The sequence below is a fragment of the Haloferax sp. S2CR25 genome (assembly GCF_031624535.1).
Taxonomy (GTDB): domain Archaea; phylum Halobacteriota; class Halobacteria; order Halobacteriales; family Haloferacaceae; genus Haloferax; species Haloferax massiliensis.
On sequence record NZ_JAMQOO010000001.1, the window covers coordinates 323,371 to 339,145 of the forward strand.

17 protein-coding genes are annotated in these 15,775 nt (G+C 68.8%); 13 read left to right on the top strand and 4 right to left on the bottom strand.

Annotated elements, in window-relative coordinates:
• The first annotated feature begins 33 nt into the window (after positions 1-33).
• The 4 genes from NDI65_RS01620 (at position 34) to NDI65_RS01635 (ending at position 5,533) form a co-directional block, all read left to right on the top strand.
• On the top strand, positions 34-1,593 hold the full coding sequence (locus tag NDI65_RS01620; protein ID WP_089778027.1) for an ABC transporter ATP-binding protein: 1,560 nt from the start codon (positions 34-36) through the stop codon (positions 1,591-1,593).
• Entirely contained in the window at positions 1,590-2,858 is a 1,269-nt protein-coding gene (locus tag NDI65_RS01625; RefSeq protein ID WP_089778029.1) for an ABC transporter permease, read from the top strand. Before NDI65_RS01620 ends, NDI65_RS01625 begins: the two co-directional genes overlap by 4 nt.
• A complete protein-coding gene (locus tag NDI65_RS01630) occupies positions 2,855-3,958 on the top strand; it encodes an ABC transporter permease (protein ID WP_310893262.1) in 1,104 nt (367 codons plus the stop codon). Before NDI65_RS01625 ends, NDI65_RS01630 begins: the two co-directional genes overlap by 4 nt.
• 159 nt (positions 3,959-4,117) lie before the next feature.
• Positions 4,118-5,533, top strand: a complete 1,416-nt coding sequence (locus NDI65_RS01635) for a geranylgeranyl reductase family protein (protein ID WP_310893264.1) — start codon at positions 4,118-4,120, stop codon at positions 5,531-5,533.
• Here NDI65_RS01635 and NDI65_RS01640 read toward each other — a convergent pair.
• Both NDI65_RS01640 and NDI65_RS01645 read right to left on the bottom strand, forming a co-directional pair.
• A complete protein-coding gene (locus NDI65_RS01640; protein ID WP_089778034.1) occupies positions 5,508-6,794 on the bottom strand; it encodes a HAMP domain-containing sensor histidine kinase in 1,287 nt (428 codons plus the stop codon). The genes NDI65_RS01635 and NDI65_RS01640 overlap by 26 nt on opposite strands.
• A gap of 128 nt (positions 6,795-6,922) precedes the next feature.
• Entirely contained in the window at positions 6,923-8,206 is a 1,284-nt protein-coding gene (locus NDI65_RS01645) for an amidohydrolase (protein WP_310893266.1), read from the bottom strand.
• Between the two features lie 128 nt (positions 8,207-8,334).
• Here NDI65_RS01645 and NDI65_RS01650 point away from each other — a divergent pair, with 128 nt between their 5' ends.
• Together NDI65_RS01650 and NDI65_RS01655 are read left to right on the top strand one after the other, a co-directional pair.
• Complete coding sequence (locus tag NDI65_RS01650) at positions 8,335-9,885, top strand: Na+/H+ antiporter NhaC family protein (RefSeq protein ID WP_089778038.1); 1,551 nt, start codon at positions 8,335-8,337, stop codon at positions 9,883-9,885.
• Positions 9,882-10,145: a hypothetical protein gene (locus NDI65_RS01655; protein ID WP_089778040.1), complete on the top strand. Its 264-nt coding sequence runs from the start codon at positions 9,882-9,884 to the stop codon at positions 10,143-10,145. Before NDI65_RS01650 ends, NDI65_RS01655 begins: the two co-directional genes overlap by 4 nt.
• 61 nt (positions 10,146-10,206) lie before the next feature.
• Here NDI65_RS01655 and NDI65_RS01660 read toward each other — a convergent pair whose 3' ends face one another.
• Positions 10,207-10,536 carry an uS10/mL48 family ribosomal protein gene (locus NDI65_RS01660; RefSeq protein WP_089778042.1) on the bottom strand — a complete coding sequence of 110 codons (330 nt, stop codon included), beginning with the start codon at positions 10,534-10,536 and terminating at the stop codon, positions 10,207-10,209.
• Positions 10,537-10,695: 159 nt separating this feature from the next.
• On the opposite strand from NDI65_RS01660, the gene NDI65_RS01665 reads away from it, so the two are divergent.
• The 3 genes from NDI65_RS01665 to NDI65_RS01675 all read left to right on the top strand — a co-directional run bounded on the left by NDI65_RS01665 (position 10,696) and on the right by NDI65_RS01675 (position 12,914).
• Positions 10,696-11,151 carry a bis(5'-nucleosyl)-tetraphosphatase gene (locus NDI65_RS01665; RefSeq protein WP_004043548.1) on the top strand — a complete coding sequence of 152 codons (456 nt, stop codon included), beginning with the start codon at positions 10,696-10,698 and terminating at the stop codon, positions 11,149-11,151.
• Positions 11,152-11,302: 151 nt separating this feature from the next.
• Positions 11,303-12,289: a DUF5787 family protein gene (locus NDI65_RS01670; protein WP_089779872.1), complete on the top strand. Its 987-nt coding sequence runs from the start codon at positions 11,303-11,305 to the stop codon at positions 12,287-12,289.
• Positions 12,290-12,314: 25 nt separating this feature from the next.
• Positions 12,315-12,914, top strand: coding sequence for a class I SAM-dependent methyltransferase (locus NDI65_RS01675; protein WP_089778044.1), 600 nt, complete (start codon positions 12,315-12,317; stop codon positions 12,912-12,914).
• A gap of 18 nt (positions 12,915-12,932) precedes the next feature.
• Here NDI65_RS01675 and NDI65_RS01680 read toward each other — a convergent pair whose 3' ends face one another.
• Entirely contained in the window at positions 12,933-13,433 is a 501-nt protein-coding gene (locus NDI65_RS01680; RefSeq protein ID WP_004969904.1) for a DUF5797 family protein, read from the bottom strand.
• 99 nt (positions 13,434-13,532) lie between these two features.
• On the opposite strand from NDI65_RS01680, the gene NDI65_RS01685 reads away from it, so the two are divergent.
• The 4 genes from NDI65_RS01685 to NDI65_RS01700 all read left to right on the top strand — a co-directional run bounded on the left by NDI65_RS01685 (position 13,533) and on the right by NDI65_RS01700 (position 15,764).
• A complete protein-coding gene (locus tag NDI65_RS01685; protein WP_089778046.1) occupies positions 13,533-14,306 on the top strand; it encodes an enoyl-CoA hydratase-related protein in 774 nt (257 codons plus the stop codon).
• A gap of 121 nt (positions 14,307-14,427) precedes the next feature.
• On the top strand, positions 14,428-14,685 hold the full coding sequence (locus NDI65_RS01690) for a hypothetical protein (RefSeq protein WP_089778048.1): 258 nt from the start codon (positions 14,428-14,430) through the stop codon (positions 14,683-14,685).
• A gap of 91 nt (positions 14,686-14,776) precedes the next feature.
• Positions 14,777-15,097 carry a transcription factor S gene (locus NDI65_RS01695; RefSeq protein ID WP_008574128.1) on the top strand — a complete coding sequence of 107 codons (321 nt, stop codon included), beginning with the start codon at positions 14,777-14,779 and terminating at the stop codon, positions 15,095-15,097.
• Between the two features lie 40 nt (positions 15,098-15,137).
• Positions 15,138-15,764, top strand: coding sequence for a DUF6517 family protein (locus NDI65_RS01700; RefSeq protein WP_089778050.1), 627 nt, complete (start codon positions 15,138-15,140; stop codon positions 15,762-15,764).
• Positions 15,765-15,775: the final 11 nt, after the last annotated feature.

The following is a 15,775-nucleotide window of genomic DNA, read 5'->3' on the forward strand; positions in this document are numbered from 1 at the left end:
GTTTAAGCGAACCCCCCCGAAAAAAGGGTCAAGATGAGCACCGCTGTTCATCTCGACGAAATCACAAAACGGTTCCCCGGCGTCGTGGCGAACGACGACGTGGACCTGACCGTCGAGCGCGGCACGGTGCACGCACTTCTGGGAGAGAACGGGGCCGGCAAGACGACGTTGATGAACATCCTCTACGGGCTCTACGAACCCACTGAGGGGACCGTCCGCGTGGACGGGGAACCGCGGGACTTCGATTCGCCCGCGGACGCCATCGACGCCGGAATCGGTATGATTCACCAGCACTTCATGCTGGTCGACCCCATGACGGTCGCCGAGAACATCGTCCTCGGCAACGAACCGCGCAAGTGGTTCGACACGACCGTCGACCGGGAGCGCGCGCGCCAAGAGGTCATCGACCTCTCGAACCGATACGGATTCGACGTGGACCCCGACGCGGCCATCGAGGACGTGAGCGTCGGCGTTCAACAGCGCGTCGAGATTCTGAAAGCACTCTACCGCGGGGCCGACATCCTCATTCTGGACGAGCCCACCGCGGTCCTCACCCCGCAGGAGGTCGAAGAGCTGTTCCGCGTCTTCGAGGAGCTGACCGCCCAGGGCAAGACGATTATCTTCATCAGCCACAAGCTCGGGGAGGCGATGCACGCCGCCGACGACATCACCGTCCTCCGAAACGGGAAGAACGTCGGCACGGTCCAGGCTGACGAGACCTCCAACGAGGAGCTCGCCGAACTGATGGTCGGCCGCGAAGTTCTCCTCGAACCGAAGGCCGAACCGCAGGAACCGGGCGACGAGGTGCTCGCGGTTCGGAACCTCTCTGCGGAGGACAACCGCGGCGTCCCCGCCGTCTCCGACGTGTCGTTCGACATCCGCGAGGGCGAGGTGTTCGGTATCGCCGGCGTCGACGGCAACGGCCAGTCGCAGTTGGTCGAGGCCATCACCGGCCTGCGGACGCCGACCGGGGGGGCGATTTCCTACAAGGGCCGGGACATCACCGACGCCTCGCGCCGCTCCCGAATCGCCGACGGGATGGCGTACATCCCCGAGGACCGCCACGAGCGCGGGCTCGTGATGGACTTCGACCTCGTTCAGAACGGCATCCTCGGCAGCCAGCACAGCGCGACGTTCGCCGCCGACGGCCGGATACACTGGTCCGACGCGCGCGACCACGCCGAGCGAATCATCGACGAATACGACGTTCGACCGCCCCACGCCGACGCCGACGCCGAGTCCTTCTCCGGCGGCAACCAACAGAAGTTCATCGTCGGCCGCGAGTTCGAACGCGAACCGGACCTCGTCGTCGCCACCCACCCGACCCGCGGCGTGGACATCGGCGCGATGGAGTTCATCCACGAGCGGCTCTTGGACCTCCGAGCCGAGGGCAAAGCGGTGCTCCTCGTCTCCTCGAAGCTCGACGAGGTGCAGGGCCTCTCGGACCGCCTCGGCGTCATGCACGACGGCGAACTCATGGACATCGTAGACCCACGCGACACCACCGAAGAAGAGATCGGCCTGCTCATGGCCGGTGAACGCCCCGACGCCGACGCGACCGACGCGGAACCGCCCGTGGGTGACGCCAGATGAGCGCGGTCGAGAACGCGAAAGCCGTCCTCCGGCGGCTGACGGCCGCCTCCGCGACCGAGCGCATCCTCATCAGCTTCGCCGCGCTCGTCATGGCCGTGCTCGTCGGCGCGGTCATCATCCTCGTCTCCGGCCGCATCACGACGTGCCAGACCGCGGCGACGACGCTGTTCGGCACCGGCTTCTGTTACGACCCCGTCGAGGTGTACCTCGTGCTGTTCAACGGGGCGCTCGGCGAGCCGTTCCTCGTGAACAGCCCGGGGATTCTCAAACCGTTCAACCCCGACTGGAACCCGCTGAACTTCGGGTTCGCGCTCACGCTCAAGGAGACGACGCTCCTCATCTTCACCGGCCTCTCGGTCGCCGTCTCCTTCCGCGCCGGCCTGTTCAACATCGGGACGCAGGGACAGCTCGTCCTCGGCGGCCTCGCGACGGCGCTGTTTTCCTTCTTCGTCGCGCCGATGCTCCCGTCGGGGCTCGTCGGCGGCCTCATTTTAATTCCGCTCGCCGTCATCGTCGGCGCGCTCGTCGGCGGTCTCTACGGCGCGATTCCGGGCGCGCTCAAGGCGTACGCCGACGCCAACGAGGTCATCACGACCATCATGCTGAACTTCATCGCGGCGCAAATCGCGTTCGTCCTCGTCAGCGAGTTCTACGGCAATCCCGACTCGCAGGTCGTCGAAACGACGCCGCTTCCCGACTGGGCGACGCTCCTCCCGGTGGCGTTCCCGCAGGGCGGCGACTTCTCGATTCTCGCGCTCGCGTTCGGTCTCGCGCTCGTCGTCGCCGTCTGGTTCCTGCTCGAACAGACCTCGTTCGGGTACGACCTCCGGACGAGCGGCGAACAGCCGGAAGCGGCCGAGTACGGCGGCGTCGACGCCAAGCGCACGACCGTCACGAGCATGTTCCTCTCCGGCGCGCTCGGCGGCATGGGCGGCGCTATCTGGGTGCTCATGGTCATGGGCAAGTGGCAGGCCGGCGTCCCCGCGCTCGGGTTCGACGGCATCACCGTCTCCATCCTCGCGGGGAACAACCCGTTCGGGGTCGTCCCGGCGGCGCTCCTGTTCGGAACGCTCAAGTCCGGCTCGCTCGCGGTCCAGTTCGGGACCGGCGTCCCGAAACAGCTCGTCGGCGTCCTCCGCGGGCTCATCATCCTGTTCGTCGCGATGCCAGAGTTCTTCCGCATGCTCGGCTCCGCCATCGACCTCGAACCGGACCGCGAGACCGTGGCCACGGACGGCGGCTCCCTCGGAGGTGACGACGAATGAGTACGACAACCATCGACCGACTCCGCGACACCGAACTGTCTTACAGAGCGACCCTCGCCGGCGGGGCGCTGAGCGTCTTCCTGCTCATCGCGCTGCTCGGCCTCGTCTTCCCGGGCAGTATCTGGGGGAACCTCCTCGCCATCCTCACCAGTCGGAGCACGCTCTCGTCGGCGCTCCGGCTCTCGGTGCCCATCACCTTCGCCGCTCTCGGCGGTATCTTCTCCGAGAAGGCCGGCGTGGTGAACATCGGGCTGGAGGGTCTGCTCATCATCTCGGCGTTCACCGCGGTCATCACCACGGCCGTCGTCGGCCCCGAGATGACCGTCCTCGGCCTGCCGGCCATCTGGATCGGCTTCTTCGCCGGCGTCCTCTCGTCGGTGCTGTTCTCGGCGCTGTTCGCCGTGGTCTGCATCCGCTTCAAGGCCGACCAGATTATCGCCGGCCTCGCCGTCTGGCTCATCGCGCTCGGCCTCGCGCCGTTCGCGGCGACCGTCTACTACGGCGGCGTCAACACCGACAACCTCGGGACGACCCTCGGGACGTGGACGATTCCCGTCCTCTCGGACATCCCGTTTTTCGGCGCGCTGTTCGACGCCGACCCCGCGGTGTACATGATGCTCGTCGCGGTCCCGGCGTCGTGGTACGTCCTGAACCGCACGGCGTTCGGCCGCCACGTCCGCGCGTCCGGTGAGAACCCGAAGGCGCTCGACACCGTCGGCGTCGACGTCAGCCGCGTCCGCTACGCGGGCGTGCTCCTCTCGGGCTTCCTCGCCGGCATCGGCGGCTCCGCGCTGTCGCTCGGCCTCGGCCAGTTCGTCGGGAACAACCAGACGATGGTCAACGGGAAGGGCTTCATCGCCATCGTGGCGTTCCTCTTCGGGAACTACAACCCCGTCGGCGCGTTCGGCGCGTCGTTCCTCTTCGCGGGGCTGGAGGCCGCCCAGATTCGCCTCCAGCAGGTCCCCGGCTACGGCGTTCCCGACTCGCTCATCCAGACGATTCCGTACGTGACGGTCCTCGTCGTCCTCGCGCTCGTCGGCCGCACCCGCATCCCGGCCGCCTCGGGCGAGCACTACGACACCGGCGACGACAACCGCTGAGCGACTCGGTCGCCTCGGGTTTCCGTTTTCTCCTGCCTCTCGTCTCCGGTTTCTCCCCGTCGAGCGCCGCGTCTCGGCGGGAGCGGTTCCCGCCGGAGTCGCCCCGCGCGGTCGGTGCGGGAGTAAAGAGTTTTCAGCCCGCGATATGGAGGTGATACCATGTCCACAGACGAGAACGACACCGCCGGGGACTCCTCGGCGAGCCCACGGACCCAGTCCGTGGACGTGGTGGTCGTCGGCGCGGGAACCTCCGGCTGTTACGCCGCCGCCACCATCGCGAACGCGGGCTACGACGTGACCATCGTCGAGCGAAAGCCCGCGGAGGAAGCGGGCCACATCGCCTGCGGCGACGCCCTGAAGGGCGCGGACGCCTTCCCCGAGGCGATTCCGAAGTCGAAAATCGAGCCCGCGTTCACCAACACCGAGGTCGACCACGGCCGCTTCGAGATTCCGCAGGAGGACACCGTCCTCGACATCCCGGTCCCCGGCGAACTCGCCGTCATCGACCGCTGGGAGTACGGCCGGCTCATCATCGAGGGCGCGGAGGAAGCCGGCGCGGAACTCCACTACGACACGGTCGTCCAAGACGTGACACAGGACGACGACGGCACCGTCACCGGCATCGTCGGCAAACACGACGGCGAGGTCGTCGAGTACGACGCCGACATCGTCATCGACGGCGCGGGCTCGCTGTCGCTCCTCCAGGATAAGGTGGACTTCGCCGGGACCACCTTCGACACGAACGTCTCCTACCAGCACTTCTCGTCGGCGTACCGCGAGGTCGTCGAGGTCCCCGAGCCCGTCGAGTGGTCGGACGCGCTCGTGTTCAAGCCCGCCGAGGTCGCCGCGGGCTACGTCTGGTACTTCCCGCGGACGGAGACGACCATCAACGCCGGCCTCGGCTTCCAGATGACAGAAGAGCCGATGAAGCTCGTCGACGACCTGAAAAAGGACCTCCGCGAGCGCCCCGAATTCGAGGGCGCGGAGGTCGTCGACAAGCTCGGCGCCGCCCTCCCGACCCGCCGCCCCTACGACTCGGCGACCGCGCCGGGCTACATGGCCGTCGGCGACGCCGCGGCCCACGTCAACCCGACGACCGGCGGCGGCATCGCCGGCGCGGCCTACGCCGGGAAGTACGCCGGCGAGCAGGCCGCAATCGCGCTCGAAGCCGGCGACGTGAGCGAAGAGACGCTGTGGCGCTACAACCAGCGCGTCATGGACCACTTCGGCGGCCGCTACGCCAGCCTCGACGTGTACAACATCCTCTCGACCGCCGTCGACGTGGACGACCTGATGGGGCTCATCGCCTCCATCCCCGGCGAGAAGCTGGCGGAGGCGCTCTACTCCGGAACGACCTCGTTCGGCCCCGTGCTCCTCGCGCAGACCGCGGCGTCGAGCTACGGCCACTGGAGCCAGATTTACGAGTTCTTCAAAATCAAGCGCCTCGCCGACGAACTGCTGGCTCACTACGGTCGCTATCCGAGTCGGCCGAGCGCGCTCGAAGGCTGGAAAGTCGAGCGGGACCGCATCATGGACGACATCTACGAGCTCACCGGCGCGGACCCGAAGTACTGACCTCGGTCTCTCCGGCGAACGAGACGCCTCGGAACTCGAACCGCGCCCCGCCGGTTTCTCCGGTCGTCGCCCGCACCTCCCAGCCGTGCGCGTCGGCGACGCCGGCGACGATGGCGAGACCGAGGCCGGTCCCCCGCGCGTCGGTGCTGTAGCCCGACTCGAAAACGCGCTCCTGTTCTTCCGGCGGGATGCCGGGGCCGTCGTCCTCGACGAAGAAGCCGTCTTCGAGCGGGCCGACGCGGACGTTGACGCCCGGTGTGCCACCGTCGGCGTCGGCTATCGCCCGACGTCCCCCCGCGTCTGCCGCGCTCTTGTCGGCGGCGGTAGACGACTTCTCCGTCGGAACGCCGCGGCCCGCGGTATCGTCGGGGGACTCTCGGCTGCCCGTCGAGCCGCGCTCGACTGCGTCGCCGGCCGGGGACCGGTTGCCCGTGGACCCGTGTTCCACGGGGTCACCAGACGCAGTCCGGTTGCCCGTCGAACCGTGTTCGACTGCGTTCCGAAACAGGTTCTCGAAGACGGCGGTGAGTCGGCCCCTGTCGGCGAGCAGTTCCGCGTCGGCCTCGACGGTGAGCCCCGACGCCCCGAGGCTGGTGTTCGTCACCGCGTCGGCGGCCACGGTGGCGAGGCTGACGGGTTCGACGTCGCCGACCGACTCGCCGACGCGGGCGAGCTGCAGCACGTCCTGAATGAGCGCCTCCATCCGGTCGTGGGCGTCGGCGACCGTCGAGAGGTGGTCGGTCCCGTGACCCTCGCGGACGAGTTCGAGTCGCATCTGGGCGACGTTCAGCGGGTTGCGGAGGTCGTGGGTGACGACCGACGCGAACTGGTCGAGCCGCTCGTTGCGGCTGCGCAGGTCCGCCTCGCGGGCGTCGCGGTGGTTCGACCACCGGGCCGCGCCGACCGCGAGCGCGACCGACCCGACGAGGAGCGCCCCGTCCTCGAAGACGAGCGTGAACGCCTCGGGCTGGGCGACGACCTCGTCGACCGCGTCGGTGACGGCGTAGACGGCGAACAGCGCGGTCCCGACGTACAGCGGCCGCCAGACCGCCTGCACGTCGCGGACGCTCCCGATGACGAACGCGCCGACGAGGGGAATCGGGACCAAGAGGAGTTCGACGGCGAACCGAAGCCACCGGACCTCGGGGCTGTCGGGGAAGACGGCGACCTGGACGACCGCGACGCCGACGGCGATGCCGACGACTGCGAGACCCGGACGCAGGTCTGTGTCTTCGGTCGATTCACCTCCGAGGAGCCCCATCGCTGGCGGCTATGCACGGGGGGGACAAATAACCGCTGGCGGTTACCGCGGCGGATTCGGGCGACCGCGCGTCGTTTCCGGCGGGGCGAGCCGCCCGGAGCGGGCTCGAACGGCGCTCTCGGCGCGTCTCAGGGGCGCTCGGCCGCGATTCGCTCGACGCTGCCGGCGAGCACGTCGACGGCGATGCGGATGGTTTCCTCGTCCACGTCGAACGTCCGGGTGTGGTGGCCGCCGGGGTGGTCGGTGCCGACGCCGACGTAGGCTGCGAGGCCGCCGCGGTCCTGCACGCGCTGCATGAGGTACGTCGCGTCCTCGCTCCCGCCGAGTTCGTCGCTGTCGAGGATGGAGGTGACGCCCTCGACGCCCTCGCTCACGCCGCCGACGACGGCCGCGAGCGCGTCGTCGCTCCGGGCGCTCGGGGCTTTCCCCTCGACGTTGATTTCGACCTCGCAGTCGTGCATGACGGCCGCGGACTCGATGACGGTGTGGGCGCGGCCCTCGACGTACTCCATGAGTTCCGTCGTCGCGCCGCGCACCTCGCCCTCGATGAACGCCTCCTCGGCGACGATGTTCGTGGCGGTGCCGCCGCCCATCAGGCCGACGTTGACGCGGGTCGCGCCGTCGGAGTGCCGGGAGATGCCGTAGAGGTTCTGGGTGGCCGTCGCGGCCGCGAGGTTCGCGTTCTTTCCTTCCTCGGGCTTCGCGCCCGCGTGGGCCGGCGCGCCGGTGAACTCGGCGCGGAAGTGCGAGACGGCGAGGAAGCCGTCGACGCCGCAGACGACCTCGCCGGTCGGGTGGTCGAGGCCGACGTGGAGCGCGAGCAGGTAGTCCACGTCGTCGAGGTGGCCGCCCTCGGCGACGGCCTTGCCGCCGGCGACCTGTTCCTCGCTCGGTTGGAAGAACACCTTGAACGTCCCCTCGAAGTCGGAGTCGATGACGGCGTCGAGGACGCCGAGGCCGATTGTCGCGTGGGCGTCGTGGCCGCAGGCGTGCATGAACCCCTCGTTCTCGGAGCGGAAGCCCTCGGCGGCCGGGAGGTGGTCGTCGGCCTCGGACTCGGGGATGGGGAGCGCGTCGATGTCGACGCGGAGGCCGACGGTCGGCCCCTCGCCGCGTTCGACGACCGCGACCGCGCCGGTGTAGCCGCCGGCGAGGCGGTCGAGCACGTCCTCGCGCGCGCCGGCCTCGCGGGCCCGCTCGAACCACGCGTCGAGGTCGGCGTCGTCGGGGACGGCCATGCGCTCGTCGGCGTCGAGCGTCTCGGGGCCGACGTAGAGCGCGTCGAGGTCGCGCGTCTCCAGTTCGTCGACGAGGCGGGCGGTGGTGTAGAACTCGCACCACGCGGGTTCGGGGTGGCGGTGCAGGTCGCGGCGAAGCGAGACGAGGTCGTCCATCGTCGCTCGGTTGCTCATGTCTCGGCTCTTCTTCGCCGGCGGTGATAAACGCTCCCGACGGCCCGTGAGCGAGAAACGCAACTTTGGAGGCGATAGTTGGAGGAAATTCGTGCCTATTATATGTAACAGTCAATCTCTGACAAACGATGCCAGAAGAACCGGACATCGAGCTCAGTTTCCGCGGCGGGCGACTCGTGAGCGCCCTGCCCATCGCCCTGTTCATCGCGTGGGCGATTTTCCAGAGCGGTATCCTCGGTATCGGCGATACGACCGGCCTCGTCGCGGGGATGCTGACAGGACTCATCGTGGGACTGCTGTTCGTCCGGGGGGACTGGAAGGACTACGCGGACGTCATCTTCGCCGGTATGACCCGTCGGGTCGCCGCGACGGCGGTCGTCGCGTGGCTCTGGGCGGGCATGTTCGCCGAGACCATTCAGGTCGGCGGCTTCGTCGACGGCCTCGTCTGGGCGGCCACGGTCCTGAACGTCGGTCCGGGGCTGTTCCCGGCGGTGACGTTCCTGCTCGCGGCGCTTCTCGCGACCGGCATCGGCACCGGCTACGGCACCGCAATCGCCTTCACGAGTCTCGTCTTCCCGGCGGGGCTGCTCCTCGGCGCGAACCCAGTGTTGCTGTTCGGCGCGATTCTCTCCGGCGCGGTGTTCGGAGACAACCTCGCGCCCGTCAGCGACACGACCATCGTCTCCGCGGTCACGCAGGACGCCGACATCGGCGGCGTCGTCGCCTCCCGCGTGAAGTACGCCGTCGTCGCGGCGGCGCTCGCAATCGCGGCGTACCTCGTCGCCGGCTTCGGAATCCCCGGCGTCTGGGGCGGCATGCCGCACGTCGACGTGGCCGGCGAGGTCTCGGCGTCGGTGTCGCCGTGGGGGCTCGTCCACCTGCTCGACATCGCCGTGGTCATCGTCCTCGCCGTCCGCGGCCGACACATCATCGAAGCCGTCTCGTGGGGCCTGCTCCTCGCGGCGGCGTTCAACGTCGCGCTCGGCGCGGCGAACCTCGTGGACGTATCGGCCGGGAACATGCTCCTGTTCAGCGCGCCGCAGAACGGGCTCACGCAGGCGGTCGAGGCGCTCCCGCTCATCGGTGCCGTCGTCGAGACGGTCCCCGCGGGGCAGGTCGGCGTCGGCGGCAGCGTCTACTCCGGCGCGGCCGGCTTCTTCCCGCTTATCGTCCTGACGCTCCTGCTCGTCGCGGGCGCGGAAATCATGCGCGCCGGCGGCGGCTTCGACGCGATTCAGGAGCTCGTCATCGACCGCGTCGCCACGACGGTCCGCCGCGCGGAGACCACGATGGTCGTCGGCACGGCGCTCGTCAACGCGACGGTCACCATCAACACGGCGGCCGAAATCGCCATCGCGCCCTACATCGCCACCCTCGGCAAGCGCTTCAACATCAACGGCTACCGCCGGGCCAACATCCTCGACGCCAACACCTCGGCGCTCGGCTACATCTTCCCGTGGGGCGGCGGCCTGCTCGCCGGCTACGGGGCCATGCAGGGCCTCGTCGGCGGCGAGGCGACGCCGTGGTTCACGGCGGACATGCTCGTGAACCCCGCGTCGGTCTTCCCCTACGTCTTCCACGGCTGGTTCCTCGTGGCGGTGTTCCTGTTCGCCGCGTGGACCGGCTACGGCCGCGAGTACGTCTCCGACCGCACGAGCGAGGAGGTGAGCCGCGTATGAGCCGCCTCAACAAGCTCTTGGCCGGCTGGACGTTCCGCACCGCGACGCCGACGTTCGAACCCGGCGAGGTCATCACGGCCTACGTCAGCGAGCGCAACGGCGACGGCCTCACCGTCCGCGTCGGCGACTCGGTCATCCGGGTCGAAGACGGCGGCGACGCGGCCGTCGAAGACAAGGTTCGACTGGAGGTCACGTCGTTCGACGCGACCAACCACGTCGGCACCGGCGACGTGGTCGAACTGCTCGGGCCGGACGCCTGAGCGGTCGAAAAACGGACAAAAAGCGCAGACCCGCGTCTTCGTTCGCGCTCCGCGACCGCCGTCAGCGGCGGTGGCCGAGCGGCTTTTTCTGTTCGACTTCGACTTCGAGGTGGACGCTGTCGGGGAACTCCTTGAGACCGACTTCGCGGGCGATCTGGTCCGCGCCGTGGATTTCGAGCCGACGGGTGTAGACGGGGTAGGACCACGACGAGAACTGGTCGCCGGGCTGGAGCGTCCGGTACTGCGGGACGCTCACCTGCTTCGGCTGGTCGGAGTGGGGGCCGCGGCACTCCGCGCCCTTCCGCTCGACGAACTGCTTGAGGTCGTCGACCACTCGGTCGAGGACCGCCTTATCACCGCTTTGAAAGGTGAGTTTTGTGACGAAGGCCATAGCTGGGTACTACTGGTTGTTGCACGCTCCGACGGTAAAAGCGCATCTACACGAACCGGGGACTCCGGGCTTCCGCCACCCGAATCCCGAACGAACGACCGTGCGAACCCGCTACAGCCTCCGATACCCTCTTAAAGGGTGGCACGTTTATTTCAGGTAATGGCAGTCGAAGCGGTCAGCGCTGGAGCCATTCTCTTCCGCGACACCCGCGGCCGGAGGGAGTACTTACTCCTGAAGAGCCGTCCCGGGGACTGGGAGTTCCCGAAAGGCGGGGTCGAAGGGGACGAGGAGCTTCAGCAAACGGCAATCAGGGAGGTCAAAGAGGAGGCTGGAATCCAGGATTTCCGCCTCATCGACGGCTTCCGCGAGGACTACAGCTACGTCTTCGAGGCGAACGGTACGACGATTCACAAGACGGTCCACCTCTTTATCGCGCGGTCGTTCGAGGCGTCCGCGGAGCTCTCGACGGAGCACCGCGACCTCCAGTGGCGCGACTACGAGCAGGCCATCAACACCATCACGCAGGACGGCCCGCGCGAGATATTCGAGCGCGCCCACGAGTTCCTCGACGACCTCGCCGCGAAAAACGAGGGCGAACACAAGTACCTGAAGTAGCGTCGGCCGACTCGGCCGACGCCCGAAACGCGACGCCCGCGAGCGACAGCGCCGCGCGTCGGCGCAGGCGGCGACGCCCGCGGCGTCGTCGGGCCGGACGCCGAAGCCGCCCGACCGAAACGTCTTCGGCTTCCCGCCGCAACTCCCGGTCGTGAGCGACGCCGCCGACAGCGACCGCGACCCCGAGTTCGCCTTCGAGCTACGGGTCTGCCGCTGGGCCGAGCGCGCGTGGCACCCCGACGGCCCGCGCCCCGCGTTCGTCGCCCGACAGCTCGGCACCCGAGAGCGCCGCTGGGACACCGTCGTCGTGGAGGTCGACCCCGAGGCGTTCGCCGCCCGGCGCGCCCTCTCGACCGACGGCTTCGACTCGGACCTGTTGCGCGTCGTCCGCCACGCGCCCGCCGAGTGGGCGTGGTACCGAGACGCCATCCCCGAACCCGACTTCCCGTGGCGACACGTCGTGCCGGCGGTCCATCGCGCCGCGGGGCTCGGACTCGTCGAGAAGCGCCGCGGCTCGCGGAACCGCGTCGAGTACCGCCGGACCGCCCCGTACCCCGACTGGGTCGAGCGCGTCGTCGCCATCGAGAACAAGCCGGACCTCGACGCCAGCGCCGCCCGCGCGCTCGCCGACCAACTCGACCACGACGTGTCGCGGGCGCTCGCCGACGAGGTCTGGGTCGCCACCGAGGTGACGGGCCGGCGGGTCGAACCCGCCCTACTGGAGGACCTGCCGGTCGAAGTCGGCATCCTCGGCGTCGACGGCGACTCGGCGGAGGTGCTGTGGCACCCGAGTTCGCTGTCGCCCGACCCGGCGGACGCCCGGCGGCGACTCGTCCTCGCCGAGCGCGCCTACGACCGCGGCTGGCGGAGCTACGTGGACACGATGCGGCCCGACTGCCGGCAGTTCGAACTCGACCGGCGCGGCCGGGCGCTCGTCCCGCGGTGCGCCGCGAAAGACTGCTATCAGAGCCAGCGCGAGTGCGCCCACTCGTGTCCGTCGTTCGAGCCGGAGCCGCCGTCGTGGCGGATGAAGGGCTGGCCTATAGAGGGAGGCCCGGGGAAGGGCGTGCGCCGGATTCTGGAAGCCAGACGCGAGCGCGCCAGAGACCGGGCCGAGCGCGGCAGTGAGAACGCCTAACTTCGCGCCCCTCGGACCGACCGATATGGAACGGTTCCAGAACACGAGTCTGCCGGACTGGGATTGGTGGGGAAAACTGTGGCCGACGCCGGGCGAGACGCTTCGGGAGCTCGGGCTGTCGGCGGGCGACACCGTCGCCGAAATCGGCTGCGGAAACGGCTACTTCGCGCTCCCCGCGGCGCGAATCGTCGCGCCGGCCCCGGTGTACGCGGTCGACCTCGACGACGGCCTCCTCGCGGAACTCGACCATCTCGCCGACCAGCAACGCATCGACAACGTGGCGACGGTCCGCGGCGACGCCCGCGAGCTATCGGCGCACCTCTCCGACCCCGTCGACGTGGCGCTCTTCGCCAACGCGTTCCACGGGGTCGACGACCGCGACGAGTTCCTGACGGAAGTCGAGTCGGTCCTCGCCGACGGCGGCCGGTTCGTCGTCGTCAACTGGCGACCCCTGCCCCGGTCGGAGACGACCGTGGCAGGCGAGCCCCGCGGCCCGCCGACCGACCTGCGACTCGGTCCCGAGGAGACCGCGGCGATGGTCGAAGAGGCGACCGACCTCGCGGTGACGGCGGAAATCGACGTTCCGCCGTACCACTACGCGCTGGTGTTCGAGCGGCGAGAATAGCATCGCGGAGCCGGGCGGTCAGACGACCTCCACGTCCACCTCGTCGCGCTCGACGGCGAGGCGGAACGTGGGGACGGTCCGGTAGACGACCTCGATGACGCCCTTGCGGCGGAGGCTCTGGAGCGCGCGGCGCACGTCGTCCACGTCGGGGTCGATGTCGAACTCCTCGCGGAGCTTGTTGAGGACGCTGACGACGCTCTCGGAGCGCTCGTCGGGGCCGGCGACGACCTCGAAGACGCGGGCTTCGAGCGAGGGGACGCGGATGACGCTCGGAACGGACTCCGCCTCGTCGTCGCCCTCGACGCCGGGTTCGACGCCGACGAGTTCGGCGGCCTCGGCCGTCGCGCGGATGAGGCTGTTGTCGTCGCGGTAGTAGTAGTCTTTGAGCTCGGATTCGAGGTAGCGGTGGACTTCGCTCCCGCTTTCGAGGTCCCAGCGGTTCTGTAACTCCTTGTTCTTCGTCGGCTGGAGCCGGACGATGTCGGCGAGGCGTTCTTTCGCCTCGTCGGAGAGCGTCATATCGGTGGATTCGACGGAGGGGGTATAACGTTGTTCTGGATTCTTCAGCGCGACCGCCGAACGTTAATTATTATCCCTGTGCCTTGCGTCGCCCCGAGTATGAGCTGGGACACCCTCCGACTCGACTGGGACGGCGACGTGGCGACCATCACCATCGACCGCCCCGAGCAGATGAACGCGCTCAACGCGGACGCGCTCGACGCGCTCGAAGCGGCGCTCGACGAGGCCGAAGACGGCGGCGCGCGGGTGGTCGTCCTCACCGGCGCGGGCGACAAGGCGTTCGTCGCGGGCGCGGACATCGGCTACATGAAAGACATCGGAACGCCCGCCGCGCAGAACTACGCCGAGCAGGGCCACCGCATCGCGACGCGCTTGGAGGAGTTCCCCGCTCCGACCGTCGCGGCCATCAACGGCTACGCCTTCGGCGGCGGCATGGAACTCGCGTTGGCGTGCGACCTCCGGGTCGCCTCCGAGCGCGCGCTCCTCGGGCAGACCGAAATCGACCTCGGTATCATGCCCGGGTGGGGCGGGAGCGTCCGCCTCCCGGCGCTCGTCGGCGACGAAGTCGCGCGGCGGCTCATCTTCTTCGGCGAGCGCATCGACGCCAGCGACGCCCACGAGTACGGTATCGTCGGCGAAGTCGTCGCCCACGACCAACTCGAATCGCACGTCGAGGACCTCGCCGCGGACCTCGCGTCGAAGCCGCGGCACGCCCTCGCGGGCGCGAAAGCCGCCATCAACATGTCCCACGACGCGCCCCGGGACGCCGCGCTCGACTTCGAGACGCGGGTCTGGAGCGGCCTGTTCGGAACCCACGACCAGCGCGAGGGGATGGAGGCGTTCCTCGACAAGCGCGACCCCGACTTCGAATAGAACCCGACTGAGACCCTCTTTCTCTGACGGAATCGGCCGGTTAGCATCACCGATTCCTCAACGTAGCCGTGCTAACACGGCTCCTACAACTGCTAATACGCTCTATGTATAATGAATAATCGTGCAAGAATCCATCACGCTCGGTCGCGTCGAATCCCGCCTCGAAGACCTGTCGTACCCGGTCTCGCGCCGGGACGCCGCGGCCGCCCTCGACGGTGTGACGGTGCTCATGGCCGACGGGAACGCCGACCTCGGTGAGTTGGTCGGAAACTGCCTCACGGCCGAGTTCGCCGACGCGAAGGACCTGTACTACGAACTGAACAACGCGATGCCGGTCGAGGCGCTCGGCGAACCGGGGCAGTCCGACGGCGACGCCTGAGCCTCCGCTTCCCCGGGCTTTTTTCAGCGCGCACCCCGCGAGCGCATCGCAATCCTGACGCTTAAGTCCCTCAAGCGGTAGGACGTACTTCATGGAGTTTTGCGACGACTGCGGGTCCCTGATGACGCCGCAAGACGGCGTCTGGGTCTGTCCGAACGGCCACGAGAAAGCCCGCGACAGCGAAAAGGAGAAGTCGATGGTCACGACCGAGGGCCAAGAGTCCAGCGAGGTCGTCGACATGTCCGACGTGGACAACGCCGACATCGGCCCGACGACGAAGGCCATCTGCCCGAAGTGCGGCCACGACGTGGCGCGCTACGAGATGAAGCAGATTCGCTCGGCCGACGAGTCCGAGACGCGTTTCTTCACCTGCGTCGAGTGCGACCACAAGTGGCGCGAAGACGACCACTGAGCGACTCGCCTTTTTCAGCCCTCCGTCCGTAACGCGGGGTATGTCCGACGCGCTCGCCCCGCCGGCGCTCCCGCCGCTCGAAGGGTGGGTCCGCGTCGACGACGCGACCGACCGCCCGTTCGAACTCGGTCCCGTCAGCGTCGTCGCCCGGACGGTCGTCTACGAGGACGCCGCCATCCGCGAGCGCGTCCCGGCGACCGCCGACGGCCCGTGGCGCTTTCTGTTCGCCAGCCGCCTCGAAATCCGACCGCACACGCCGCCGTCGAAGGCGCTGACGAAACTCGTCGGCAAGCGCGCGAGCGCCGGCTTCCGGTCGCGCCTCGAAGCCCGCGGCTTCTCGGACGTCCGCCGCGTCGAGTCGCGGACGCTCCGGGTGCGAGTCGGCGGCGGTGACGACGACGAGACCGATTCCGCCAGCGGGGCGGGGATGGACGCGGAGGCCGACGTGGTTCGGTACACCGCGACCGTCGAACTCGCGGGCGTCGAACTCGCGGCCGACGCCTACCTCGCGGTGACGCCGGTCGACGGCGAGTTCCTCCTGACCGGCGGCGCGTACCCCCGCGAGGTCCGCAGCGGCGACGCGGAGACGGCCGCGTCGCTCCGCGAGACAATCGACCCCGAACGCTTCAGAGAAGAGCTGTTTCGCGTGATTCGCGGCGTCGAGTGAGGCGACACAGT